Origin of the sequence: Nitrincola nitratireducens (assembly GCF_000585235.1) — a bacterium.
Classification (GTDB): Bacteria; Pseudomonadota; Gammaproteobacteria; order Pseudomonadales; family Balneatricaceae; genus Nitrincola; species Nitrincola alkalisediminis.
In genome coordinates, this window is sequence record NZ_AONB01000001.1 from 421725 (window position 1) to 445646 (window position 23922).

A 23922-nucleotide genomic window follows, 5' to 3' on the forward strand; every position below is an offset into this window, starting at 1 on the left:
AGAATATGACACCGAATGAATTAATAACTGCGTTAAATGCAGGTCCAGTTGCCTTTGAAACCGTGATGGAAACCTTAAACGCTCACTACGATTTTACGCCTACGGCCTTTCGAAATGGGGATCTGGAAAATTCAGCTGAGGTGAACCAAGGCTCATGTAAAATTTTAGCCTTTGCACAAGTGCACGCCTTATCGGAGCAAGCGACGCTCAATGCCTTTGGTCGTTTTTACACTGAGGATGTATTGCAGCATCCAGAAGGAGCCGACCATCAAAATATCCGCAACTTTATGAACACAGGTTGGGCGGGTGTATCATTTGATGGTCAGCCGTTACGCGTGAAAAGCGAAGTTTAGAGCCTAGGCTTAGAGCACCGCCAGTGCCGCTTCATAGTTGGGCTCACTGGCGATTTCAGCCACGAGCTCAGTGTGCAGAACGTGTCCGGCCTCATCCAGCACAACCACCGCGCGAGACAACAATCCAGTCAGAGGACCGTCGACAAAGGTCAAGCCCATAGTATTGCCAAAATCACTGCGGAAGGTAGACGCACTTTTAACCTTGTCGAGACCTTCAGCGCCACAGAAACGTGCCAGTGCAAAGGGTAAGTCAGCCGAAATGCAAACGACTGTTGTGTTATCCAATGAGGATGCCGCTTCGTTGAACTTGCGCACGGAGGTCGCACAGGTTGGGGTGTCTACACTTGGAAAAATATTGAGCACAACACGTTGTCCAGCCAAGTCTTGCAATGCAAAATCAGCTAAATCGGTGCCTGTTAGGGTAAAGTTGGGGCATGAGCTACCAACAGCTGGAAGATCGCCAATCGTATTAACGGGGTTACCACGTAGAGAAACGCTAGCCATGTTATTATCCTTCCTTTAAAACTGAGTAAATTACTTGGTTATTATAACCTGTTTAGACTTAATGCCTAGTCTTAATTATTGCGCTTGGCTAGAATTAAGTGATTACAGGACTCAAACGCTTGCCCCTCATGATGCAGGCTGACATTTAGAATAAGGAAGGCACTATGCCGATGCAATGGCCGCAGTTATTGACGACAAAACGTTATGGGCATGAACATCTGACCTCTGCAGAGATTGGCCGCAGTCATTTTCATAAAGATCATGATCGCATCATTTTTTCCAGTGCATTCAGGCGGCTGGGACGTAAAACTCAAGTGCACCCCCTCACGCTCAATGATCATATCCATACGCGTTTAACCCATTCAATCGAGGTCGGTAGTCTTGGGCGCAGTCTGGGTATTCGGGTAGGAGAACTGATTGCGAATGAGCTTCCACCTTGGTCTTCTCCCCATGATGTTGGCATGATTGTGCAGTCAGCGTGTTTGGCACACGACATAGGCAATCCCCCGTTTGGGCATGCAGGCGAGTATGCGATTCGAGACTGGTTTCGACGTCATGCGCAAGATCCGCGCTTTGCATCCTTGCATCCCTTGGAGCTGCAAGATTTGCAAACCTTTGAAGGCAATGCTCAGGGCCTTCGAGTGGTCACCAAAATCGAAAACAATCTATTTGACGGTGGCTTACGTCTGACGTACCCAACATTGGGAACCCTGATTAAATACCCTTGGACGGTTGAAAAAGCAGGAGAGAGGGGGAAGTTCGGTGTTTTCCAATCCGAAGTGGAGACGTTAAATCAACTTGGGCATGAGCTCGGCTGATAAAGCTGGATGAAAATCACTGGTGTCGGCATCCTTTAACCTGGTTGGTGGAGGCCGCGGATGATATATGCTATGCCATCTTGGATCTTGAAGATGCAATAGAGTTGCATATTCTTACGTTTGATGAAGTGAAGCCCATTTTGTTGCAGCTGTGTGGTGATCTTGATTTTGATCATGAGATTTTCAACTCACAGGCATCTGCTCGTCGGAAGATTTCGGCTTTACGCGGAAAAGCGATGGAGAATATGGTTGAGTCCGCGATTATCGCCTATCGCCATCACTATCCCGCCATTATGAGTGGACAGTATAAGGGAGAGTTGTTGGCCGATGGTGATCCGATGGTTAAAGCAGGGTTGGCCACAGCAAAACGCATTGCGCGTGAGCGTGTCTTCCCGAACAATCGTAAAGCGGAGTTGGAAGTCGGTGCCTATACGATGCTTGGTGTTCTCTTGGAGGCGTTTTGTGATGCCGTGTATGAAGCACATGCGGATTCGCCCGCTCGGCCGGGGTATCGAACCGAAAAAATTATGAATTTAATGGGCATTCATGCCCCCGAGCCTCATTGGCCTTTGTATCAAAGTTATTTGCGTGCTATCGATTTCATCTCCGGGATGACCGATAATTACTGCATTTATTTAGCGCGCCAAATTGGCGGCGGGCTCGGTTATTAATCTTCAAAAACAAGGGGACTCAATGGCGTCTTTGCAAGATCAACTTCGTGGCTTGGTGTATTCGACAGAAACAGGCCAGCAGTGCTCTGAATGTCGACGGCCTGTAAAAGAGTGTATCTGTGATCAATTGGCCGATGAAGCGCGTTTAGCCCTACTTGATGGTATTGTGCGTATTCGTCGCGAAGTTTCGGGCCGAAAAGGAAAGGGCGTGACAACTGTTTCAGGTGTTCCTTTACCAGAAGCCGATCTTAAGCGTTTAGCGAAAACCTTAAAGCAGAAGTGCGGAACGGGTGGTGCTTGCAAAGAGGGCATCATTGAAATTCAAGGGGATCATCGAGACTTGATTAAAAGCCTTCTGGAGGCAGAAGGCTTTAAGGTAAAACTCGCCGGAGGATAAGCGCGATTTACAAGGAGTAGGACAGAGCAATTGAGCCAAAATTATGGCTGTTGCGCTGCGTACGGAATTGCTTGGTGCGATACACGCGAGCGTACGACAGTTTCCAGCGTTCGTAAGTGCCAGCCAAGCCAAAGGATGCCTCGGCAAAGGTATGGCGCTTATCAACGGAATGGCTGTCACGCCAAGTATTACCATCCAAGAAAATGTCGCGAACGACAAAGCGTCCATCCAATGACATAAAGCCATGCACGCTCCATTGATTATCAAAGCGTGGGTCACCAAAGCCCGGTACACTGCTGTCACCTCCAGCCCTTAAGGCAGACGTGCCCAAGTCAGAGGGTAAGTTTTTCCCGAGACGAATTTGACCGCCCGTGTTCACATAGGTCGCCACATTGCCAAGGCTGCCCCCTGCATGAACAATGGCATCAAACTCCATGCCCGGAAACAATGATGTACGTGCAATGCGGTTTTTATGCTCATAGACCAGTTGAATACCCGGTTCATTTTTCAATTGGTTATCCCAACCGTCAAAACGGTCAAAGCCACGAAGGTCATGAACGAGGTCTTGAGCTTCTTTAGCTAACGCTGCCGGACCTACCACTCCAAGATTGACCTCAAAGGAGTTCATTTTGTGCTGGCTACGCGTATGGTATCCCATCCCTGCATACAACCAGCCAGCGTAGGGGCGATCGTTTGGGTCGACTTCTGTCAGCAGCCTGTTTTCAGGTGTGAACATTTTTTGGCCCAGACTAAATATCAGACGACGACTGACGGCTTGCTGTTGATCAAAAGGAACGGGATCAAACGGGGTCAGGTATGTATTCACACGGCGTATCCAAATGGGTAACTGCGCATCGTCAACAAAGCTTAGGATATCTGGCGAAATCCAAGATACGCGCACACCATTGGTGTATTGCTGATCTGTGTTGTTAAATAAATCATTTTCGAAATATAAATTAAGCGTCCAGCTTTGACGTATCTCAGGCGCATTGTCGGGTAAGACAACAGGCTCGGTTAAGTCATTGATGTCAAAAACTTCATCTGTCTCTTCAGCGTTAAGGGCAGGTGTGATGGCCAATAAAGCACAAAGTAAAGCGCAGGTGATAGAGGTGAAACGTTGATCAGAGATTGTTCTGAACACGTTAATATCTCCGATGAGAACATTAGGGTAGATTGAAGTAACTGAAACTGCTGCACATCAAATGATTGACGGTAAAGCAGGGTGCTCCCTCACAAACAGGAGCACATTTTGCCAAATGTTCGATTGGAAAAATAGAGACTCGCGTGTCTATTTTGTTAAAAGGAGATCGTGCGTGGGAAGATGGACTTTATCGTTAAGGAGAGACATACCCGACAATGCCTCATTATCGTGAGGCATTGTCAGGAAACGAATGGTTACACGCTTTCCAGTGCCTTTTGCGCTAAATGAAGATCGAGCGTTGCCTTTAAAAGCTTGAACAGATGCACAGAGGCGTCAATTTCTTCTTTTCGGTTCGTTAAGCTTTCGATGTTTAACCCAAGAGGCAGGTCAAGGTGGCGACACGCACTTAGAATTTGATCTAGGTTTGTTTGGCAAATTCTGACAGATTCAGATAGAGGTTTCTCTGAATCTAAAATGCGCCAACGGGTTGCTTCAGGAATGGAGATACCCAGCCATTCCATAAACTCCAGTGTTTTGGCGCTGCCACAAGGTGCGAAGGTTAAAATAATCCGCTTGGGCGCCTGATTCGCTAGGCGGCAAGAACGTGCATAGCGCGTTAATAAGTCGATGGTGGCTTGAGGGTTGTAGACCGCTTGGGAGATAAAAAACTCACAGCCTTGTAAGGTCTTATTCATGAGACGCTCGTGCTCATTGCCTTTAAGTGCGTGGCGTTCAGCAATTGTCACCCCCCCTAAATGATAGTCGAAGCTGCCATTTTTGAGAATTTGATAGGCTTCGTTCAAATTCAAGCGAACGTCACCTTCTGAAGAAGGGCTGCCAACTAACACCAAATTTTGTAGATGGTAGATCTCACGCGTTTCATGTAGCCAAGCTTTAAAGGCTTCGCCGTCACGTTGTGCTACACTTTTATAGGTAATAATTTCGTGGCTGGATTGCTGTGCCAATAAGGCAGAATACTCTCTTGCATCACGTGTATGCGCAAAAGGAAAGGGGCGCGGTGAGGTGATGCGGCTGCTTTCATCCTGTATGTCGTATACAACCAGGCCGTCGTATTCCAAGCCCATCAGACGTGCCAGAAGTTTGTCAGCAATCACGGACATCTGTTCATCATCAGTAGAGTGTTTTGGTGGAGTCGTACCAATAAAATAAACGCCCTGTTGAGGATCTTTGAACTTGGTAGAAAGTGACTGAGACATAAAGTGACACGCCTTTGATTAAATATCGTCTTCGATGTCGTTATTGTAACAATGAATGAGATTCAGATGTGCTTTGTGAGTCTTGAAAGTTTTTTGAGTTAAGCTGAAGATGACTCATATAAATAAAATTACTTAAAATCCATTTTCTTATTCTATTTAGGTGAAGTTACTCATGGAGACATTACCCAATCAACTCTTGATGCAGGTGGGAAGTGATGAAAAATTACCCCCGGTTGATCGTTGGAATCCATCTTTTTGTGGTGATATTGACATGCGCATTGCCAAAGATGGTCGTTGGTTTTATCAGAACAGTCCTATAGGGCGTGAGCGTATGGTCAAAATGTTTTCGCGTATCCTCTGGAAAGAGGGAGAGCACTATTACCTAAAAACGCCCGTTGAGAAAGTGGGGATTCGTGTGGATGATGTCCCTTTTCAAGTGATCTGTTTAGATGTCATTGATGTTCAGGGGCAAACGGGTTTGCGTTTTACCACCTCAGTGGGCGATCAGGTTATTGCCGGAGTCGAGCATCCGCTTCGCATAGGAATCGATTCAATCACCCAAGAGCCTAGTCCTTATGTAATGATCCGTTGGGGTATGGAGGGGCGTTTGTCGCGTAATGTTTTCTATCAGCTGGTTGAGTTGGCGGAAGAGCAAGACGGACACTTAAGAGTGAGCAGTCAGGGTATTTCCTTTGATCTAGGTAGCATTTAACCCTCAAGCTCAGATGAGCTCAGCCGATAGCCTAAGTAATACATGATTGAAATACGTGTTCAGTGCAACGAATACGAACATCAGAGTTGGAGATGACCGTGAATACGATAAAATCCTCCTTGGTGCCGACACCAAGACCCCTCGATAACGCTATCAGCTCATCCAAATCAGCGAAGCCGTCAGAGTCTGGACGCAGTCTGTCTGAGTTGCACGATAAAGTGTTGCAAACCCTATCCCAAAGCATACCGGGTATGTCGGTCGATAAATTTAAAAAGCTGGATGCGAATCAGTTTACACCGGAGAAGGTGGCTGATCGAATCAGTGGTTTTGTCGCTGCAGGACTTGAGAATGCGCGTGCTCGGGGGGCATCGGAAGAGCGTATCCAGCAAATGTATGATGCCGCCATGAAAGGAGTGGAGAAAGGCTTTAAAGAGGCAAAAGAGATTCTTACCAATTTAGATGTCCTCAAGGGCAAGATCGCAGAAGATGTGTCCGAGACAGAACGCTTAACCTTTGATGCATTAGCGAAGTTGTCACCGCAACAACGGCTTGTTTCAAATTTGACACAGATGACGGCCGCACAACGTTTTGAAAAATCAGAAACCTTTGAATTAAATTTGATGACGAAAGAAGGTGATAAAGTCAGTATTTCGTTTGGCCGATCTGAAAGCATGCAAGCGGGTATGTCCATTGCTAAGTCCGATTCGGGAATGGCCGCTATTTTTGATATGAGCCGAAGTGAGACCTCAGGCTTTAGCTTTTCAGTGCAAGGGAATCTGAATGTTGATGAAATTGATGCGATCCAGAACCTTATTCGTGATGTCAATCAGTTGGCAAATGAGTTTTTTGAGGGCGATGTGCAAAAAGCCTTCGAACAAGCCGCTAATTTTAAAATGGACACTCAGCAATTGGCGTCAATGAGCTTAACGCTGACACGCAGCGAAAGTTACAGTGCGGCCATGAGCTACGAAAAAACACAAGCCTTAGGTGGCTCTGCCGAAACTCAACGGCCACAGCAGCGTTTGTCGCAGTTGATGGAGGGTATGAAACAGGCGATGAATGAGCAAATTAAGAGCTTTGTTAAAGAGCCCGAGTCGTTTATGTCTGAGTTGATGAAGGGATTGGTACAGCAAGATATTCGGTATATTGATGCTCAAAAAGAACAACAGGAAAATCTGAATAACAATATGAGTCGCTTGTTAGAGTCAGTGTTTCCAAAACAATAATGGATCGGCAGCTTCAAAAAAACGGAGCTCTAAGAGCTCCGTTTTGTTTATTTAAGCTTTGACGACATCAACGAAATAAGCATCTTTCCCGTCGATTTTTTCTCTAACCAGTCCATGAACATCGGTTTCAAAGCCTGGGAAGAGAGCATTGAAATCGCGAGCAAATTTCAAGTAGCGAATAATCGTATCGTTGAACCGTTCACCTGGCACCAGTAAAGGAATACCGGGTGGGTAAGGGGTAACCAACATTGCGGTCACGCGTCCCTCTAATTCATCAATCGAAACACGCTCAACATCACGATGTGCCATTTTTGACCAGGCATCTGCAGGTGTCATGGCTGGCTCAATGTCAGACAAATACATTTCGGTCGTGACCTTGGCAACATCATAATCCTTGTAGACATTATGAATTTGATGACATAAATCACGTAAGCCAATGCGCTCGTAAGCAGGGTACTTCTTCGCGAACTCCGGCATAATGCGCCACATGGGCTGGTTATGGTCATAGTCATCTTTGAACTGTTGGAGTTCGGTGACCATTGAGTTCCAGCGACCTTTGGTAATGCCTATGGTGAACATGATAAAGAACGAGTAGAGCCCCGTTTTTTCAATGATGATACCGTGCTCAGCCAAATACTTGCTTACGATGGCTGCTGGAATGCCGACCTCGTCAAACTCTCCAGCTAAATTAAGCCCGGGTGTGATAATGGTGGCTTTAATTGGATCCAGCATATTAAAGCCCGACTCAATCTTACCGAATCCATGCCATTTATCATCGGCATGAATCACCCAATCATCACGATTACCGATGCCTTCTTCGGTCAGGTACTCAGGTCCCCAGACTTTGAACCACCAATCCGCGCCAAACTCTTCATCCACCTTACGCATAGCGCGACGGAAGTCCAAAGCTTCTAAAATGGACTCCTCAACCAACGCGTGTCCACCCGGTGGTTCCATCATCGCGGCAGCTACGTCACAGGATGCAATGATCGCATACTGCGGGCTGGTAGAGGAGTGCATCAAGTAAGACTCATTGAAGCGGTGCGTGTCCAGCTTACGTGATTGTGCATCTTGAACCAGAATCTGAGAGGCTTGTGATAAGCCTGCCAACAACTTATGCGTTGATTGGGTGGCAAATACCAAAGTGTTCTCTGAGCGAGGACGGTTTTCACCAATCGCATGCATGTTGTGGTAGAACTCATGGAATGAGGCGTGAGGTAGCCAAGCTTCATCAAAGTGCAAGGTGTCGATCATGTCGCCCAGCATTTCTTTGATGGTCTCAACGTTATACAAAACACCATCATAGGTGCTTTGTGTAATTGTTAGAATACGTGGTTTTTTGTTGGCTGATTCCCGGGCAAAGGGATTTTGCTCAATTTTTTTACGGATGGTTTCTGGATCGAACTCGGATTTGGGTATTGGGCCGATAATGCCGTAATGGTTGCGAGTCGGCATTAAGAACACCGGAATCGCACCTGTCATAATGATCGAGTGTAAAATCGATTTATGGCAATTCCGGTCAACAACCACAATATCACCAGGCGCCACAGTCGAGTGCCAAACCACTTTATTGGATGTTGACGTGCCGTTGGTGACAAAGAATAAATGATCAGCGTTGAAAATGCGTGCTGCATTCGCCTCACTTGCCGAAACAGGGCCCGTATGGTCCAGTAGCTGTCCAAGCTCATCAACTGCATTGCAGACATCGGCGCGCAGGAGGTTTTCACCAAAGAACTGGTGAAACATTTGCCCTACTGGGCTTTTCAAAAATGCAACGCCACCCGAGTGTCCGGGGCAATGCCAAGAGTAAGAACTGTCGCTGGCATAGTCCATAAGCGCTTGGAAAAACGGCGGTGCCAGACTGTCCAGATATTTGCGTGCTTCACGAATAATGTGTCGAGCGACGAATTCGGGTGTGTCCTCAAACATGTGAATGAAGCCATGGAGTTCTCGTAAAATGTCATTTGGAATGTGACGAGAGGTGCGTGTTTCTCCGTATAAAAAAACGGGGATGTCCGCATTACGCTTACGGACTTCGATTATGAAATTTCGAACAGCTTCCAATGCATGACCATTTTGCTCATCGGCAAATTCTTCATCATCAATTGAAAGAATAAAGCAAGAGGCACGGCTGGCTTGTTGGGCAAAGGACGTTAAGTCGCCGTAGCTGGTAAAGCCAACCACTTCCATACCTTCTTTGCCGATTGATTCAGCAAGGTCACGTATGCCAGAGCCAGAGATGTTTTCGGAACGGAAGTCTTCGTCAATAATAATGACCGGAAAACGAAATTTCATTCATGTCGCCTGTCGTTAGAGGGTTTTATGGCATTGTCCTTCTTTAAAGTGACAACTCTGTTAAAGAAAGCCTGGAAACAGCCTTATGTAACTCAGCTATTTTAGGTGATTACTACCTCAGCTGCTACCGCTCTGAAGATACATTCGGATGCTATCACTAGCAGCGATTGGATTTATGAGCTACAACTAGACTAGCACTTAACACATATTTTTGCTAAAAAAGGGATGAATCGGATAAAATGGAAAAAACAGAAAATTAGGAGTTTGCAATGCGACGTATTTTTTTGGAGTTTATCTGTGTTGTTGCTTTATTGAGTGTAGGCGTTGTCCATGCACAAGCCTTGCCTGAACCTAACGGAGCTGTGATCCTGACGGTTTCCGGCAAAATAACCCATACAAACTTTGGAGATCGTGCGGTTTTTGATCGTGAAATGTTAGAGGCATTGGAGCAGAAAATAACTGAAACCACGACACCTTGGTCAGAAACAAAAGACCGATATGAAGGGCCTTTAGGTCGAGCATTGCTGGACGCGGTAGGTGTGGAGGGGGCCGAGACTATGGTGATCACGGCTTTAAATGATTACAGCGCGGAAGTTCCTGTTAGTGACTTTATGCAAATCGATGTTATTTTGGCATTGAAGCACAATGATGCGTACATGCGAGTACGCGATAAAGGCCCCTTGTTTGTGATTTATCCCTTTGATGATGAACCTAAACTTAAAAATGAGCTTTACTATAATCGCTCTGTCTGGCAGATTCGTGCAATAGAGTTCCGTTGAGCTCTAGCATGAGCATGAGCATGAGTGAGTAGCAGTGAGAGAATTCGGCTCAAAAACACACATTAAGCATTTTTTGGCGTATGTATTAAATGTTTGGTTATTACCCATATGTGCTGTTGTTTTTTTGCTGGCGTCTCTCGTTTTACTCTATTCGTTGCATGATCGACAAAATCAAGTGCTGAGTGCGGCTCGGGATGATGCGTTGTGGGCCGCTTATCAACTTGACAGAGAAAATCTAAAGTTAAGCACCTTGATTGCTAAGTATCAGCTTGATTTAGATCCGCACACGTGGGATGAACTATCGCTAAGGTTTGAAATTCTATACAGCCGTTTGGGGCTTCTTGAAAGAGGGCAATTAAGCGAGTTATTTGACTCTTCGCCTCAAACGCGTGTCTTGTCCAATCAAATAGTACAGCGTGTACGTGAGATGGATGCCATCTTTGAGAGAGGGGATGATTACGCTAAACAGTCTCTTGCGCAGGTAGATGTATTATCTAAAGATATTTTACGACTGTCTGAAGAGTTGGTTACGCGCATGAAAGGCGTAAGTGCTCAAATTATCATCTCAGATCGCCAATATCAGCTGACCTTGTATGGATATCTTGGTTCATTGGTCATCTTGCTTGCGATTGTTGTGTCAATGATCATTTTTTTCATTATTCGAAAAATGCTTGAAGCAAAACATGCCCGCAAAAATGCTGAGTTATTGGCGGCTGAATTACAACTTACAGCCATTAAGGCAGAAGCCGCCAATAACTCAAAGTCTGAATTCTTAGCCACCATGAGCCATGAAATTAGAACGCCGATGAATGGTGTGCTAGGAATGGTGACCCTTTTAAAAGAAACGCCACTTACGCCTGTGCAGTCCGATTATGTTTCAACTATTTACGGAAGTGCGTCAGCACTCTTAACAATCTTGAACGACATTCTTGATATATCAAAACTAGAAGCTGGACGTTTTGAAATTGATGATGCTGAATTTGATCTTGTGTCCACCGTGAGTGAAGTAACCAGTTTATTTTCAGTAGCCGCCGCTAAGAAAAACACACGAATTCAGACACACGTAGATGAAGAGGTGAAGGGGATCTATCGCTCTGATGCAGGACGAGTGCGCCAAGTGCTTCTTAATTTAGTTGGAAATGCGGTTAAGTTTACCGATGAGGGCAGTGTCATTGTGTCTGTTAGAAAAGACAAACTGCGTCCGGGGTGGGTATGGTTTAGTATCAAAGATACGGGTCTTGGCATTCCCGATGATGCTAAAAACAAATTGTTCACGGCCTTCACGCAAGCGGATGCATCGACATCAAGAAAGTTTGGTGGCACGGGGTTGGGGCTCGCAATTTCTAAACGAATTGTTGAGTGCTTAGGTGGCAAAATTGGTTTTTCCAGTTTGACAGGAGTGGGCAGTCGTTTCTATTTTACTCTCCCATTAACCTATGTAGCGTCTTCAAATGTCGATGTTTCGAGTCTACCGATCTCAGATCAAATGAAAGCGTTGTTTGATCAGGTATTGGAATCTCAACCGCCTCGTGTGCTGACAAGTGAGCTAAATCCAGCCTTAAACACTGAATCCGAAAACAGGTTGCGTGTTTTAGTGGTCGAGGATAACAAAGTGAATCAAAAAGTGGCAATTGGCCTGCTCTCCAAACTTGATCAGCAGGTATTGATTGCGGAAAACGGTTTGGAGGCTCTGGAGGTACTCGAAAAAGAAAAAATTGATCTTGTGTTCATGGATATGCAGATGCCAATTATGGATGGTTTGGCTGCAGCACGTGCTATTCGTTCTTCAAATAGTTTGTATAAGGAGGTGCCGATCGTGGCTATGACTGCAAATGCAATGAAAGAAGATCGGGATAACTGTTTAGCAGCAGGAATGAATGACTATCTTTCCAAACCCATTAAAAAAGCAGAGTTAGAGCGAATGGTCGAAAAGTGGGGACAGATTGTTATAAAAAAAGAGAGCACTTAGTGCTCTCTTCGAAACGTATGCGCTTTTAGCTGCGACGACTTAATGCCGCAATTCGATCATCAAGGGGGGGATGGGTTGAGAAGAGTGCCATTAGCCCGTTCTTTAAATGACTGTTGATACCAAACGCCATCATTTGATCTGGCATTTGATCAGGGATGCCTTGTTCCGCTTTCAGGCGTTGTAGGGCGCTAATCATGGCTGCAGAACTAACCAAATTGGCACCCGCTTCATCAGCACGGTACTCACGTTTGCGTGAGAACCAGGAGACAATCATTGAGGCTGCAATACCAAAGATAATTTCAAAGACGATGACGGTAATAAAGTACCCAATGCCACGTCCTTCACCTTCACCCTTGCGCAAGAAGCTATCGACAGCGTAAGCGGCAATTCGAGCAAAGAACATAACAAAGGTATTCACAACGCCTTGAATGAGCGCTAGGGTGACCATGTCGCCATTGGCAACGTGTCCAATTTCGTGTGCCAGAACGGCTTTGATTTCTTCTGGACGAAAACGCTGCAATAAACCACTGCTAACAGCAACTAAAGCATCGTTTTTATTCCAGCCTGTAGCAAACGCATTGGATTGCTGAGCTGGGAAAATACCCACTTGCGGCATTTTGATGCCTGCTTTTTGAGAGAGCTCTGCAACGGTTTCAAGCAACCAGCGTTCTTCAGCCGTGCGTGGTTGCTCGATGATTTGCGTTTTGGTTGCCATTTTTGCCATAAATTTCGATAAAAATAACGAAATGAGTGACCCTGCAAAGCCAAAAACAGCACAAAAAATTAACAAGGATTGAAGGTTCAAGCCCGTGCCGGATAAGTAATGCTCAACACCGAGTAAGTTCAGTGTAATGCTTGCAATGAAAATCACTGCAATGTTGGTTGCAAGAAAGAGGAGTATTCTCATAGTGGCTGTCTATTCCTGTTAGAAGTTAAACTGGCTATTAGATGTGGGTGAAAGGTAAAAGTTTCAAGATAGAAAAGCCGGTTTTTTGAACCGGCTTAGGTGAATCAAAGTGTAGACGAATTAAAGATTGGCAACCTGTGTCTCGATGACACCTCTCAGTTCAAGATAAGGGTCTAGGTTTTCAGGTCTAAAGAAAAGTTTGTAAAACTGTCGTTCCGCCATACGACCTTTACGGCCAGCCTTGTCCTCAGTATAGAGCGCATAGAGATAACTCATTTGGAGGTGTACAACTGCTGTGTGCATGGGCAGTTCAATTTCACGACCTTCAAGATCCACGTGGGTTTTTGCGGCTTTTAGTGTGTAGAAAGAGGCTTCAGCCACTTGATCAAGGTTGAGTAAAAAGTTGGAGGTAACAGGAACAATATGGCGCTTATCTATGCCATTGTGCTGCATAGAGATACCGAGGTTTTTTTTGATTTTGATAAACATGTTAGATCTGCATCCCTTAATGTGCATGGAAAAAGAAGTATAGGTCAGTCAGATTACAAAAAGCTGAACCTGAATAAACACTATTCAGGCTCTTTTATCATAGCAGTCTGTTTTACTTATTGCTCGTAGGTTTTTAAAAAAACTGCAATTCGTTCAATTGCTTCGATCAGAAGGTCAGTACTGGGCAGAAAGACTAAACGGAAATGTTGAGTGTCATCAAGATTAAAGCCGCTACCTTGAACAATCAGTACCTTTTGCTGCTGAAGCAAGTCCAGTGCAAACTTTTCATCATTGTGGATGGGATAACGCTCTGGATCCAGTTTTGGGAATAAATACAACGCCCCTTTGGGTTTTACGCAGGATACACCGGGAATGTCATTTAGCATTCGCCAAGCCAGCTCCATTTGCTCATGCAAGCGTCCACTCGGAACGATAAGTTCGTTAATGCTTTGGTAGCCACCTAATGCTGTTTGAATGGCATACTGTGCTGGAACGTTGGCGCACAGGCGCATGCTGGCGAGCATGTCCAACCCTTCTACGTAATCACGTGCTTTGTGTTTTGGGCCGCTGACAATCATCCATCCTGAACGGAAGCCCGCTGCTCGATAGGTTTTTGATAACCCATTAAAGGTGATGCACAGTACATCATCGGCAAGCGAGGCAATGGATGTATGCTCGGCTTCGTTGTATAGGATTTTGTCGTAAATTTCGTCAGCAAAAACGATCAGTGAGTGCTCGCGAGCGATTTCCAGAAGCGCCAGCAAGATTGACTCAGGGTAAACGGCGCCCGTTGGGTTGTTTGGGTTAATAATGACAATACCGCGCGTTCGTTCCGTGATTTTACTGCGGATATCGTCTAGATCAGGCAGCCAGTCATTTCCCTCATCGCACCGATAGTGAACAGGGGTGCCGCCTGAGAGGCTAACGGCTGCGGTCCATAAAGGGTAGTCGGGCGACGGAATTAACATTTCATCCGTGTCATTTAGCAAGCCTTGCATGGCCATAACGATCAATTCCGATACACCGTTGCCGATGTAGATGTCTTCGATGCCGACATGTTTGATGGATTTGCGTTGGCACTCTTGCATTACCGCTTTACGCGCAGAGAAGACACCTTTAGAGTCACAATAGCCTTGAGATTCCGGTAGGTTATAAATAACGTCTTTGACGATTTCTTCCGGTGCGTTAAAACCCCAAGGTGCGGGGTTGCCAATGTTCAGCTTAATGATACGATGACCTTCGTCTTCAAGACGCTTGGCTTCCTGCATGACAGGGCCACGTATGTCATAACAGACATTGATAAGTTTATTCGATTTTCGGATAACAGACATCTTGTAGATCCCGAGCTCTAAAGGCGAGGCCTGAGCGTAAAAAATAAGCTAAATAAAATGGGTGTTAGCGGGCGTTTAGCATGATTTGGATGCAAGAAATGACAGACCAAGCGTCCCGATGTAAGGCGCATAATCATACGCCTTACATGGCTAATTTCAATCGGGAACCACGATAAATTACGAGCATGTTGGTTAATTATTATGACAAAGAAAGTGCTTAAAACTGAAGATGAGTGGGAACGTCTTCTCACGCCAGAGCAATTTTACGTGTGTCGGCAAAAAGGAACCGAAAGGCCGTTTTCGGGTGAGCTGTATGCACTGGATCAAGAGGGGCAGTATCACTGCGTATGTTGTCAGCAACCTTTGTTCTCATCGGAGCACAAGTTTGATGCGGGATGTGGTTGGCCAAGTTTTTGGCAGCCTATGGACCTGTTGCGTTGACAGAGCATGTGGATCGATCACATGGTATGTTGCGAACGGAAGTGACCTGTACTGGGTGTGGTGCACATTTGGGTCATGTGTTTCCAGATGGACCACCCCCGACAGGTCTTCGTTATTGCATTAACTCGGTCGCAATGAGCTTTAAAGCAACCGATACTTAAAAGTAATTCCTTACAGCGACCCTTGAATTAAGTAGCGTGTAAATTCGGGGTCGTTAAACGCTTGCGTGAGCAAGTCAGTCGCCACTTCATTCATGAACTCACGGCTTTTCTGTTCACTGGGCGTCGCTAGGACTTCTTGGCGCTGAGCCGCTTCGAACTTCCCTGAATAGCTACGACGTCCATCGTTAACACTCATGCTCATGCGTATTTCACCCACCAGCTCTCTTCTTACACCGTCGCTGCGAAGAAAATAGGTCACTTGATCAAGTGTTAGGACTAAACGCGCATTGGATGAAGCGCTGGTTTGAACGCCCATACGATTGAGTGTGTTGATCGCGGCTCGCTGAAATTCAGCTGTCATTCCATCGGTTACAGAAATCGTTGTTTCGTTACCAAACCTGTCTGCTAGAGTGCCGATTTTGAGTTGCTGTTGTGGATAGCGTACCTCAACCGATAAGGGCATAGAGGACGGAAGTCTGGGTACTGAGGTGATTTGAGGCTCAAAATAGATGCGCTGTGGCATAGGGCCACTGGTGCATCCGATCAAAAATAGCATCGATAGAAGGATCGTAAGGGATAACGTGCGCACAAATAAATCCTCTAAGCAGTTGTGAGTTCGGGTTCTAAAGCGTTGATGAATTCAGCCAGTGAATCCGCGACACATAAATGGGGTGCTTTACCTGGGCGTTCAACCCAAATGCGCCCATCCGCATTGTCAACGCTGATCATCATCTCAGTGTCAGGAAGAGTCAATGCAAAGAATAGTGTCAGGGGGTGTCTGCGCCGCTTTTTTTGCAGAGCATGTCCAATAAAGTTAGCGCGTAGACGTTCCAAGTCATCGTTATTCCATACCTGCAGTAACGAAAGTTTGCCTTGTGCAGTGTTGGCTGTGATGGGATCTGACCAGTAATGACTGTAAAAGTCGATAATGTCAGGGTGTATAGGTGTCTCCAGTGCCTCACTGAGGCGTTCAAACATATCCGTCTGTTGAGTTTGTCGCTTGGGAAGCCATCTGACATCGTCACCTTCTTTACCATCGTCTAAATAGCAAACGCTAAGCCATTCGGAATCATAAGGAACGAGTGGGGCTCCCTTTTCATCGACAAGCTTAAAAAACTTTGTGTAAAAGTGATCAAGTGCATCTTTAACAGGGGAGGAGGTGTTTTGCATCGGAGGCTCATCTTGGGTGGTCATCAATTTGGGTTACTCTAGCTTTGTGGGTGTAAATCAATCAAGTCCTTGGCGCTAAAATCCGTGTTAGTCAGTTGTTGGGTGTTTGTGTTGTATCTTTGGCAGTCTATTGTTTGTATAAAATTCAATCAATTAGGTGGGAGAGTGTTGGGTGCATGTGAAAAAGAATGCTTTTTTTATAAAATATTTTTAGATGTGAAAAATCGCTGGAGGCCTTGTATTTACTCACTTGTTGGGTGTTTTAAGAGTTGAGGCGTAAAAAATATTTAATTTTTTTGCAAAGAAGTGTTTGACAAAGTTCTGAATATCATTAGAATTCGCACCGTCATTGAGGCACAGCAAAACAGCGACAGCCGCAACGACAGCAATACCAGATTACGGAGTGGTAGTTCAGTTGGTTAGAATACCTGCCTGTCACGCAGGGGGTCGCGGGTTCGAGTCCCGTCCATTCCGCCACTGGTATTGAACGTTATGGGCGAATAGCTCAGTTGGGAGAGCACCTGCCTTACAAGCAGGGGGTCGGGGGTTCGAACCCCTCTTCGCCCACCATAACGGAGTGGTAGTTCAGTTGGTTAGAATACCTGCCTGTCACGCAGGGGGTCGCGGGTTCGAGTCCCGTCCATTCCGCCATTTGTGTAAACGTTTTAGTGGTTACCGACATTTTATAATGTCATTCGTTATGGGCGAATAGCTCAGTTGGGAGAGCACCTGCCTTACAAGCAGGGGGTCGGGGGTTCGAACCCCTCTTCGCCCACCATAACGGAGCGGTAGTTCAGTTGGTTAGAATACCTGCCTGTCACGCAGGGGGTCGCGGGTTCGAGTCCCGTCCGTTCCGCCATTAAAATTGTTTATACTTCCAAATGCATATTCCTTCTCAACCATATTCCAATGCTTTGATACGACAGAAATGTCTTGATGTGTCGATTATTCGACTAGATCTGTCCCATCCCCAAATCAGTGGTAATAAATGGTTCAAGCTTGAGCCTGTGCTCAAACGAAGTCTTGCATCATGCACGCGCAGACCCCTGCTCAGCTTCGGTGGCTGCTACTCAAATCATCTTCATGCGTTGGCCTATGCAGGTTATCATTATGGTATTCCCACCATTGGTGTTGTTCGAGGTGAGAGGCCGTGTCCGTTAAATGCTACCTTGCAAGATGCAGAGTCTTGGGGGATGGCCCTTCACTTCGTTTCAAGACAGGAGTATCGAAACAAAACCCATCCAGATTTTACTCAAGCGCTTTACGAGCAGTTCGGGGATTTTGAGTTGATCCCGGAAGGGGGAAGTTCTCCCGAAGCCGTTTTAAGCTGCGCGAATATCGGGTCCTTCTTGGCGGTCTCTGATTTTGACTATGTGCTGTGTCCTCTCGGAACGGGAGCGACGGCGGCGGGTTTGCTTTTGGGAAAGCCTAAAAACTGCCATCTGATCGTCGTTCCTGCACTTCAAATTAGCGCGCAAGAGGCGCGATCTATGCTGTCTCAGCATTTGGCTGAAATGAGCCAGCCTATGCCTGAGGGATTGACGGTACTGGATGGAACCTTGCCTTATGGGAAGATCAATGCGGAGTTGGCTGCATTATGGTATAAAACCTCACGCCTTTGGGATCCTTTGTATACGCTAAGAATGTATCAAGCGTTTTGTCGACTTGTAATGTCTGATACATTTCCTCAGGGTAGTCGTATCGCTTTGTTTCATACAGGTGGAATGCAGGGGGTGCGCGGCTGCAAGTCGAAGATTGAGAGATTAGCCCCTGAATTTCAAGGGCCATTGCCACTATAATGAAGATAGACTTCTTAACAGTGAGATACCCATGGATAACTTTCGAAACATTGGTTTGATTGGTCGCTTAGGCAGTAAGGCGGTAATTGACACCTTGAAGCAGTTGATTCGCTTTTTGGATGATAAGGGGTTGAATGTCATTCTGGATCAAAAAATCGCCGAGGTGATGCCGGGCCATGGCCGACAAACCAGCAAACAAAAAATGATGGGCGAAATCTGTGATTTGGTCATTGTTGTTGGTGGAGATGGGAGTTTGCTTGGCGCTGCTAGGTCGTTGGCCCAGAGCAATGTTCCCGTGCTGGGTGTTAACCGTGGGAATCTAGGTTTCTTAACCGATATTTCACCGCAAGAAATTGAGGAGCGTGTGAATGAAGTGCTTCAGGGTAAATACAGCGTTGATACGCGCTTTCTATTGGATGTGAATATTCGTCGTAAAGGTGAGATGGTCGGCGAAATGGCTGCCTTGAACGATTGTGTGCTGCACCCAGGCAAAGCGACGCGCATGATTCAGTTTGATTTGTATATTGAAGGGCAGTTTGTGTATACCCAGCGTTCGGATGGGTTGATTATTTCAACGCCGACCGGGTCGACCGCCTATGCCTTATCAGCTGGAGGGCCCATCATGCATCCTAAGTTAGATGCCCTGGTATTGGTTCCCATGTTTCCGCACACCTTATCAAGTCGACCGATTGTCGTGAATGGCAACAGTGAATTGAAAATGGTGGTGAGTGAAGAAAACTCAACCTATCCAACGATTTCCTGTGATGGTCAGTCTGATTTTAGTTTGACCCCTGGTGATATTATTACGGTTCGAAAAAAGTCAGCCAAGCTAAAATTGATTCACCCCGTTGATTATAACTTTTATGAAACCTGCCGTGAAAAACTGGGCTGGTCATCCCGGCCGAGTTAATGGAGGCACTTAGTGAGCGAGCGAGCGTTTAAAGGCTACGACCTAATTGGAGATATTCATGGTTGCGCCTTAAGTCTTCGAATTCTCCTCAGTCGTATGGGGTATACTCAAAATAAGGGTGTATATTCTCATCCAGAGCGCCAAGCCATCTTTGTGGGGGATATTATTGATCGTGGACCCCATATCCGTGAAGCTCTCCATTTGGTGAGGGACATGGTGGATGCGGGTCATGCCCAAATTATCATGGGAAATCATGAATACAACTATCTGTGTTATTCGACACCTGCGCCGAGCGGTTTTGCGCAAGCCTATTTGCGCAGCCATACCCCTCGTCATGAGCGCATACTGGAACAAACCCTGCAACAGTTGGCCAATTACCCGGAAGATCAGAGAGATTTCTTGCAGTGGTTTGAGCAAATGCCCTTATTTCTCGATATGGAGCGTTTTCGGATTGTGCATGCCTGTTGGCATCAGGAAATGATTGATCGCTTTATTGAGATGAACGGGGGTAACCGGATGAAACGAGGGTTTCTCTTTCGCTCCGCTGTTCAGGATTCGCTGGAATACACCATTATAGATCGATTGCTAAGAGGCACTCATTTAAAGTTGCCCAACGATGAGGTTATGATCAGTCGAGATGGGTTCGAGCGACATTTTTTTCGAACTAAATTCTGGGTTAGGGATCCATATTATCTTGTAGACGTGGTCTTCCAGCCGGATCCTTTACCCTCGCATTTGGCGCGCCTGCCCTTAAGTCGAGAGCAACGAGCGGACTTAATCTGCTATCGAGAAGACCAAAAGCCCTTATTTATTGGTCACTATTGGTGTCAAGGCGAACCGGAACCCTTGGCACCCAATATTGCATGTTTGGACTATAGTGCGGTGAAGTACGGTAAGTTGGTCGCCTATCGGATGGATGACGAAGTGAGAATCCAAAAAGATAAATTTGTTTGGGTCGATGTCGCCCGAGAGTTTGTCTTTTCAGATTAAGGAGCCTACATGACCTGGCGTAGATACTGGATGACGCTCATTTTGCTCGGTTTGAGCATTTTTATTTCGATGCTGGTTGGGTTCGGTGATAATCGTGGCATGATGCGGTTGTTGACGTTTTCGGACTTCTCCAGTGTTGGTGCACAGATCTCATATTACAATTTGAAAGGGGTTGTGGCTTCGGGCGAGTGGTGGCGTTTTTTCACGCCTATGTTTATGCACTTTAGTATGCTGCACCTTGTCTTCAATCTTTTGTGGATTTGGGTTGTGGGAACGCGTATTGAGCAATCGCAAGGTCCGGTTTGGTTGCTGATGATTGTGCTAATAGCGGGTGGGTTGTCAAATCTCGCTCAGTTTTTAGTCAGTGGTCCATTATTTGGTGGTATGTCCGGTGTGGTTTACGCTGTGTTAGGATATGCATGGCTCTGGGATCGTATGCGATTTCGCCCTGGATTTTATTTACCTCCGGGCTTGATGGGGTTTATGGTGGTTTGGTTGCTGCTAGGGTATACCGGACTCTTAGGCTTGATAGGTTTTGGAGCTATTGCCAATACAGCGCACTTAGTGGGGTTGTTGGTTGGGCTTTTATTGGTATTGCCAGGTCATCTGCTTCGGCGATATTTTGCGTAAAATGCGTTACGACGAGTGTCTTGTTTTGGAGAGATCAATGTTATCGTTTAATGAAATGATTGAGTCCATGACTCACGATGTCTATGAGTCAATGAAGACATCAATTGAGATCGGTAAATGGCCGAATGGACAGCCGTTAACAGCCGCACAAAAAGAGTACAGCTTAAAAGCGGTCATCGCGTATGAGCACTTGCGTAACCTTCCAGAGGAAAAACGAGTCGGCTTCATTGATCGCACGCGTCCAGATGGAAATCAGCACGGTTGTGATCCGCTGCAGCCTGAAGTGTTAAAAATTTTAAATAGCTAAGGTCTCGCCGTCTTATGTCGCAAAAATCCGTTATTTACCTCAAAGACTATACCGTCCCCGCATTTTTAGTCGAAACGGTTGATTTACGTTTCGAACTTGATGCAACGGCAACTTGCGTTGAATCAGTATTACGGATGCGACGTAATCCGAAAGCCTCCCCAGATCAGCTTATGCTTGTTTGGGCATGATTCCTTGGAGTTATTAAGCCTGTCAATCGACGGTGTAACGGTCCCTGATAATGGGTGGCTGCGTCAGGATGAAGTGTTGCGTTTGAATGTTTCGCTTAACGACACCTTTGAATTGCGTTGTGTTACGAAGATTAACCCCGAAGCAAATACGGCATTAGAGGGGTTGTACCTTTCGGATGGCATGTTTTGCACTCAGTGTGAAGCGGAGGGCTTTCGGCGTATCACCTTTTATCCCGATCGGCCCGATGTCATGGCTGTGTTTACGACAACACTGATTGCTAATAAAAACCAATACCCCGTTCTGTTAAGTAATGGCAATCCAGTGGCACAGGGCTCGGATGAAACGAGTCATTGGGTGACTTGGCAGGATCCATTTCCAAAGCCTGCCTACTTGTTTGCACTGGTGGCTGGCGATCTGAGTTGTGCAGAGGATACGTTTACGACCCAGTCGGGCCGAGCCGTAAAGTTGCAAATTTATGCCGAAGCCAAGGATTTAGATAAGCTAGGCCATGCGATGGAGTCGCTAAAACAGTCCATGCGCTGGGATGAGCGTGTGTATGGTCGAGAGTATGATCTTGATATTTACATGATTGTCGCTGTCGACTTTTTTAACATGGGTGCAATGGAGAACAAAGGGCTTAATATCTTTAATACCTCTTGCGTGCTTGCACACCCAAGAACCACAACCGACGCAGCTTTTCAGCGGGTGGAGTCTGTGGTAGCGCATGAGTATTTTCATAATTGGTCTGGAAATCGTGTGACCTGCCGTGATTGGTTCCAGCTGAGTTTGAAGGAAGGGTTTACTGTTTTCAGAGACCAATGTTTTTCGGCCGATATGCACTCGGCTGCGGTTAAGCGTGTCGAAGACGTGACCCTGCTGCGTACAGCACAATTTGCAGAAGATGCAGGCCCGATGTCTCACCCTGTGCGTCCAGCATCATTTATTGAGATTTCAAATTTTTATACCTTGACGGTGTATGAAAAGGGCGCTGAAATTGTTCGAATGCTGCATACCTTGCTTGGTGAGAAGGTGTTTCGACAAGGCACGGACCTCTATTTTGATCGCCATGATGGTCAAGCCGTTACCACCGATGATTTTGTTGCCTGTATGGAGGCCGTGTCTCAACGAGATTTGACCCAGTTCAAACGTTGGTACAGTCAGGCCGGTACGCCACGCTTAGACGTTGTCGATGAATATAATGCCGGTCAGCAAACTTATACCTTACGCTTTACCCAGTCAACGCCACCCACACCGGGTCAGACTGATAAGCAACCCTTGCATATTCCGATGAGCTTGGCACTCTTTGACTCAACTGGGCAGGCGATTCCTCTGGCAAATGGGCAGCTTTCGCAGTTGGTTGAGTTAACAGATGAAGAGACGATCTTTGTCGTGAAAGGGGTGCTTGAGAAGCCGACACCTTCTTTGTTGCGCGGTTTTTCGGCGCCCGTTAAGCTGTTTTATCCCTACACTGAAGAGCAGCTTAGCTTCTTATTAACTCATGAAACAGATGGGTTTGCACGTTGGGATGCAGGCCAGCAATTGGCGGTTCGGTTGTTGCAAGCACGAATCCTCAAAGGAGGAGAGGTAGACGATGCATTACCTGAAGCCTTCGTTTCGGCATGGCAAGTATTGCTTGAGCGCGCGTCGGACGATCCGGCAATGGCTTCTTTGTTGTTAACTCTGCCCACAGAAGCCTATCTCAGTGAAATATCGACAGTGATTGATGTTGACGCGATTTTCAATGCGCGCCGGACGATGCGCCGTCAACTTGCACAAGCGTTAGAGGCTCAATGGTTAACCTTGTATAACGAGATGGGTAGTGAAGAGAGCTATCGCCCTGATTCTTCTGAAATGGCGCGCAGAAGTTTAAAGAATACTTGCTTGGGGTATTTGATGGCATTGGACAGCCCAACCTATTTGGCCTTGGCTGAGCAGCAGTTCTCCGAGTCGGATAATATGACAGAGCAGTTTGCAGCCTTGTCCACGGTTGTTTATTCTGTTTTTACCGATTCTGCGCGAGAAATGCTGGACGAATTTCTGAATCAATGGCAGCATGAGTCTCTCGTGATGAATCAGTGGCTAGCACTGCAAGCGGCCGATCCAAAATCTGGTGCCTTGTCTCGTGTCAAAGCATTGTTGGAACATCCTGTGTATGATTCACGTAACCCAAATAAATTGCGCGCTGTGATTTCAACATTTTGTAATCAAAATACAGTGAACTTTCATGGATTGGATGGCGAGGGGTACCGCTTCTTAGCAGATAAGATTATAGAATTAGATAAACAAAACCCGCAGGTGGCATCACGCTTACTGACCCCCTTAACACGGTGGAAGCGTTATGATAGCCAGCGGCAGGCGTTGATGAGGGCGCAACTACAGCGCATCATTGAGTCTGGGGATTTGTCGGGTGATGTTTATGAAGTTTTAAGTAAGAGTATGGCTTAACTTTAGTCAAAGGTTGTATTGGATTGACTCGCTCCATTTGCCTAGCTTCGTTATACTCTGTGATAAACTAT

22 protein-coding genes, 5 tRNA genes and 2 pseudogenes are annotated in these 23922 nt (G+C 46.2%); 20 read left to right on the forward strand and 9 right to left on the reverse strand.

All coding sequences use genetic code 11. The annotated features are described in order from the left end of the window. Positions 1 to 5: 5 nt before the first annotated feature. The gene (locus D791_RS01970; protein WP_036507020.1) at positions 6 to 353 is read left to right on the forward strand and encodes a HopJ type III effector protein; all 348 of its coding nucleotides are present in this window, start codon (positions 6 to 8) and stop codon (positions 351 to 353) included. Positions 354 to 362: 9 nt separating this feature from the next. Here the strand turns inward: D791_RS01970 and tpx are convergent, their stop codons facing one another. Beyond that, the gene (gene tpx, locus D791_RS01975) at positions 363 to 857 is read right to left on the reverse strand and encodes a thiol peroxidase (protein ID WP_036507028.1); all 495 of its coding nucleotides are present in this window, start codon (positions 855 to 857) and stop codon (positions 363 to 365) included. A 164-nt stretch (positions 858 to 1021) separates the two neighbouring features. Between tpx and D791_RS01980 the strand changes: the two are divergent. Next, positions 1022 to 2346, forward strand: a pseudogene (locus D791_RS01980) (deoxyguanosinetriphosphate triphosphohydrolase). 22 nt (positions 2347 to 2368) lie between these two features. Beyond that, positions 2369 to 2743, forward strand: coding sequence for a translation initiation factor Sui1 (locus D791_RS01985; protein WP_036507031.1), 375 nt, complete (start codon positions 2369 to 2371; stop codon positions 2741 to 2743). A 7-nt stretch (positions 2744 to 2750) separates the two neighbouring features. Here the strand turns inward: D791_RS01985 and D791_RS01990 are convergent, their stop codons facing one another. Together D791_RS01990 and D791_RS01995 are read right to left on the reverse strand one after the other, a co-directional pair. After that, positions 2751 to 3884: a lipid A deacylase LpxR family protein gene (locus D791_RS01990; protein WP_237748473.1), complete on the reverse strand. Its 1134-nt coding sequence runs from the start codon at positions 3882 to 3884 to the stop codon at positions 2751 to 2753. Between the two features lie 254 nt (positions 3885 to 4138). Beyond that, on the reverse strand, positions 4139 to 5101 hold the full coding sequence (locus D791_RS01995; protein ID WP_036507032.1) for a hypothetical protein: 963 nt from the start codon (positions 5099 to 5101) through the stop codon (positions 4139 to 4141). Positions 5102 to 5273: 172 nt separating this feature from the next. Here D791_RS01995 and D791_RS02000 point away from each other — a divergent pair, with 172 nt between their 5' ends. Together D791_RS02000 and D791_RS02005 are read left to right on the forward strand one after the other, a co-directional pair. Further along, on the forward strand, positions 5274 to 5813 hold the full coding sequence (locus D791_RS02000; RefSeq protein ID WP_036507033.1) for a DUF1285 domain-containing protein: 540 nt from the start codon (positions 5274 to 5276) through the stop codon (positions 5811 to 5813). 98 nt (positions 5814 to 5911) lie between these two features. After that, the gene (locus D791_RS02005; RefSeq protein ID WP_157682201.1) at positions 5912 to 7039 is read left to right on the forward strand and encodes a DUF5610 domain-containing protein; all 1128 of its coding nucleotides are present in this window, start codon (positions 5912 to 5914) and stop codon (positions 7037 to 7039) included. A 51-nt stretch (positions 7040 to 7090) separates the two neighbouring features. On the opposite strand, the gene D791_RS02010 is transcribed toward D791_RS02005, so the two are convergent. Then, positions 7091 to 9334 carry an arginine/lysine/ornithine decarboxylase gene (locus D791_RS02010; protein ID WP_036507038.1) on the reverse strand — a complete coding sequence of 748 codons (2244 nt, stop codon included), beginning with the start codon at positions 9332 to 9334 and terminating at the stop codon, positions 7091 to 7093. A 269-nt stretch (positions 9335 to 9603) separates the two neighbouring features. Between D791_RS02010 and D791_RS02015 the strand changes: the two genes are divergently transcribed. Beyond that, entirely contained in the window at positions 9604 to 10113 is a 510-nt protein-coding gene (locus tag D791_RS02015) for a putative pterin-binding protein (RefSeq protein WP_036507041.1), read from the forward strand. A 34-nt stretch (positions 10114 to 10147) separates the two neighbouring features. Continuing rightward, a complete protein-coding gene (locus D791_RS02020; RefSeq protein ID WP_036507043.1) occupies positions 10148 to 12082 on the forward strand; it encodes an ATP-binding protein in 1935 nt (644 codons plus the stop codon). 25 nt (positions 12083 to 12107) lie between these two features. Here D791_RS02020 and htpX read toward each other — a convergent pair whose 3' ends face one another. The 3 genes from htpX to D791_RS02035 form a co-directional block, all read right to left on the reverse strand. Then, a complete protein-coding gene (htpX, locus tag D791_RS02025) occupies positions 12108 to 12989 on the reverse strand; it encodes a protease HtpX (protein ID WP_036507045.1) in 882 nt (293 codons plus the stop codon). A 120-nt stretch (positions 12990 to 13109) separates the two neighbouring features. Continuing rightward, positions 13110 to 13478: a hypothetical protein gene (locus tag D791_RS02030; protein WP_036507054.1), complete on the reverse strand. Its 369-nt coding sequence runs from the start codon at positions 13476 to 13478 to the stop codon at positions 13110 to 13112. A 116-nt stretch (positions 13479 to 13594) separates the two neighbouring features. After that, entirely contained in the window at positions 13595 to 14809 is a 1215-nt protein-coding gene (locus D791_RS02035) for a pyridoxal phosphate-dependent aminotransferase (RefSeq protein ID WP_036507056.1), read from the reverse strand. Between the two features lie 201 nt (positions 14810 to 15010). On the opposite strand from D791_RS02035, the pseudogene msrB reads away from it, so the two are divergent. Beyond that, a pseudogene (msrB, locus tag D791_RS02040) lies at positions 15011 to 15411 on the forward strand (peptide-methionine (R)-S-oxide reductase MsrB). Positions 15412 to 15421: 10 nt separating this feature from the next. Here msrB and D791_RS02045 read toward each other — a convergent pair. After that, entirely contained in the window at positions 15422 to 16000 is a 579-nt protein-coding gene (locus D791_RS02045; RefSeq protein ID WP_036507058.1) for a YajG family lipoprotein, read from the reverse strand. An 11-nt stretch (positions 16001 to 16011) separates the two neighbouring features. Next, positions 16012 to 16581 (reverse strand): SecY-interacting protein, encoded by a 570-nt coding sequence (gene syd / locus D791_RS02050; protein ID WP_036507369.1) that lies wholly within the window; start codon positions 16579 to 16581, stop codon positions 16012 to 16014. A 400-nt stretch (positions 16582 to 16981) separates the two neighbouring features. On the opposite strand from syd, the gene D791_RS02055 reads away from it, so the two are divergent. The 12 genes from D791_RS02055 (at position 16982) to pepN (ending at position 23851) form a co-directional block, all read left to right on the forward strand. Then, a tRNA-Asp gene (locus tag D791_RS02055) sits at positions 16982 to 17058 on the forward strand. A gap of 17 nt (positions 17059 to 17075) precedes the next feature. Continuing rightward, positions 17076 to 17151 (forward strand) — tRNA-Val (locus tag D791_RS02060). 4 nt (positions 17152 to 17155) lie between these two features. Then, positions 17156 to 17232: transfer RNA gene (locus tag D791_RS02065), tRNA-Asp, on the forward strand. A gap of 51 nt (positions 17233 to 17283) precedes the next feature. Then, a tRNA-Val gene (locus D791_RS02070) sits at positions 17284 to 17359 on the forward strand. A 4-nt stretch (positions 17360 to 17363) separates the two neighbouring features. Then, positions 17364 to 17440 (forward strand) — tRNA-Asp (locus D791_RS02075). Between the two features lie 79 nt (positions 17441 to 17519). Further along, positions 17520 to 18380 (forward strand): 1-aminocyclopropane-1-carboxylate deaminase/D-cysteine desulfhydrase, encoded by an 861-nt coding sequence (locus D791_RS02080; protein ID WP_081763679.1) that lies wholly within the window; start codon positions 17520 to 17522, stop codon positions 18378 to 18380. A 31-nt stretch (positions 18381 to 18411) separates the two neighbouring features. Beyond that, positions 18412 to 19290 carry an NAD(+) kinase gene (locus D791_RS02085; protein WP_036507060.1) on the forward strand — a complete coding sequence of 293 codons (879 nt, stop codon included), beginning with the start codon at positions 18412 to 18414 and terminating at the stop codon, positions 19288 to 19290. A 12-nt stretch (positions 19291 to 19302) separates the two neighbouring features. After that, positions 19303 to 20280: a metallophosphoesterase gene (locus tag D791_RS02090; protein ID WP_036507063.1), complete on the forward strand. Its 978-nt coding sequence runs from the start codon at positions 19303 to 19305 to the stop codon at positions 20278 to 20280. Positions 20281 to 20289: 9 nt separating this feature from the next. Next, positions 20290 to 20910, forward strand: coding sequence for a rhomboid family intramembrane serine protease (locus D791_RS02095; protein WP_051513974.1), 621 nt, complete (start codon positions 20290 to 20292; stop codon positions 20908 to 20910). A gap of 37 nt (positions 20911 to 20947) precedes the next feature. After that, complete coding sequence (locus D791_RS02100) at positions 20948 to 21217, forward strand: DUF1315 family protein (protein ID WP_036507065.1); 270 nt, start codon at positions 20948 to 20950, stop codon at positions 21215 to 21217. Positions 21218 to 21231: 14 nt separating this feature from the next. Then, complete coding sequence (locus D791_RS21635) at positions 21232 to 21405, forward strand: hypothetical protein (protein ID WP_337588582.1); 174 nt, start codon at positions 21232 to 21234, stop codon at positions 21403 to 21405. Between the two features lie 4 nt (positions 21406 to 21409). Next, positions 21410 to 23851 carry an aminopeptidase N gene (pepN, locus tag D791_RS02105; RefSeq protein ID WP_337588583.1) on the forward strand — a complete coding sequence of 814 codons (2442 nt, stop codon included), beginning with the start codon at positions 21410 to 21412 and terminating at the stop codon, positions 23849 to 23851. Positions 23852 to 23922: the final 71 nt, after the last annotated feature.

Coding starts and splice junctions, on each gene's coding strand:
- D791_RS01970 (WP_036507020.1), top strand. CDS start 6: ATGACACCGAATGAATTAATAACTGCGTTAAATGCAGGTCCAGTTGCC.
- tpx (WP_036507028.1), bottom strand. CDS start 857: ATGGCTAGCGTTTCTCTACGTGGTAACCCCGTTAATACGATTGGCGAT.
- D791_RS01985 (WP_036507031.1), top strand. CDS start 2,369: ATGGCGTCTTTGCAAGATCAACTTCGTGGCTTGGTGTATTCGACAGAA.
- D791_RS01995 (WP_036507032.1), bottom strand. CDS start 5,101: ATGTCTCAGTCACTTTCTACCAAGTTCAAAGATCCTCAACAGGGCGTT.
- D791_RS02000 (WP_036507033.1), top strand. CDS start 5,274: ATGGAGACATTACCCAATCAACTCTTGATGCAGGTGGGAAGTGATGAA.
- D791_RS02010 (WP_036507038.1), bottom strand. CDS start 9,334: ATGAAATTTCGTTTTCCGGTCATTATTATTGACGAAGACTTCCGTTCC.
- D791_RS02015 (WP_036507041.1), top strand. CDS start 9,604: ATGCGACGTATTTTTTTGGAGTTTATCTGTGTTGTTGCTTTATTGAGT.
- htpX (WP_036507045.1), bottom strand. CDS start 12,989: ATGAGAATACTCCTCTTTCTTGCAACCAACATTGCAGTGATTTTCATT.
- D791_RS02030 (WP_036507054.1), bottom strand. CDS start 13,478: ATGTTTATCAAAATCAAAAAAAACCTCGGTATCTCTATGCAGCACAAT.
- D791_RS02035 (WP_036507056.1), bottom strand. CDS start 14,809: ATGTCTGTTATCCGAAAATCGAATAAACTTATCAATGTCTGTTATGAC.
- syd (WP_036507369.1), bottom strand. CDS start 16,581: ATGCAAAACACCTCCTCCCCTGTTAAAGATGCACTTGATCACTTTTAC.
- D791_RS02085 (WP_036507060.1), top strand. CDS start 18,412: ATGGATAACTTTCGAAACATTGGTTTGATTGGTCGCTTAGGCAGTAAG.
- D791_RS02095 (WP_051513974.1), top strand. CDS start 20,290: ATGACCTGGCGTAGATACTGGATGACGCTCATTTTGCTCGGTTTGAGC.
- D791_RS02100 (WP_036507065.1), top strand. CDS start 20,948: ATGTTATCGTTTAATGAAATGATTGAGTCCATGACTCACGATGTCTAT.
- D791_RS21635 (WP_337588582.1), top strand. CDS start 21,232: ATGTCGCAAAAATCCGTTATTTACCTCAAAGACTATACCGTCCCCGCA.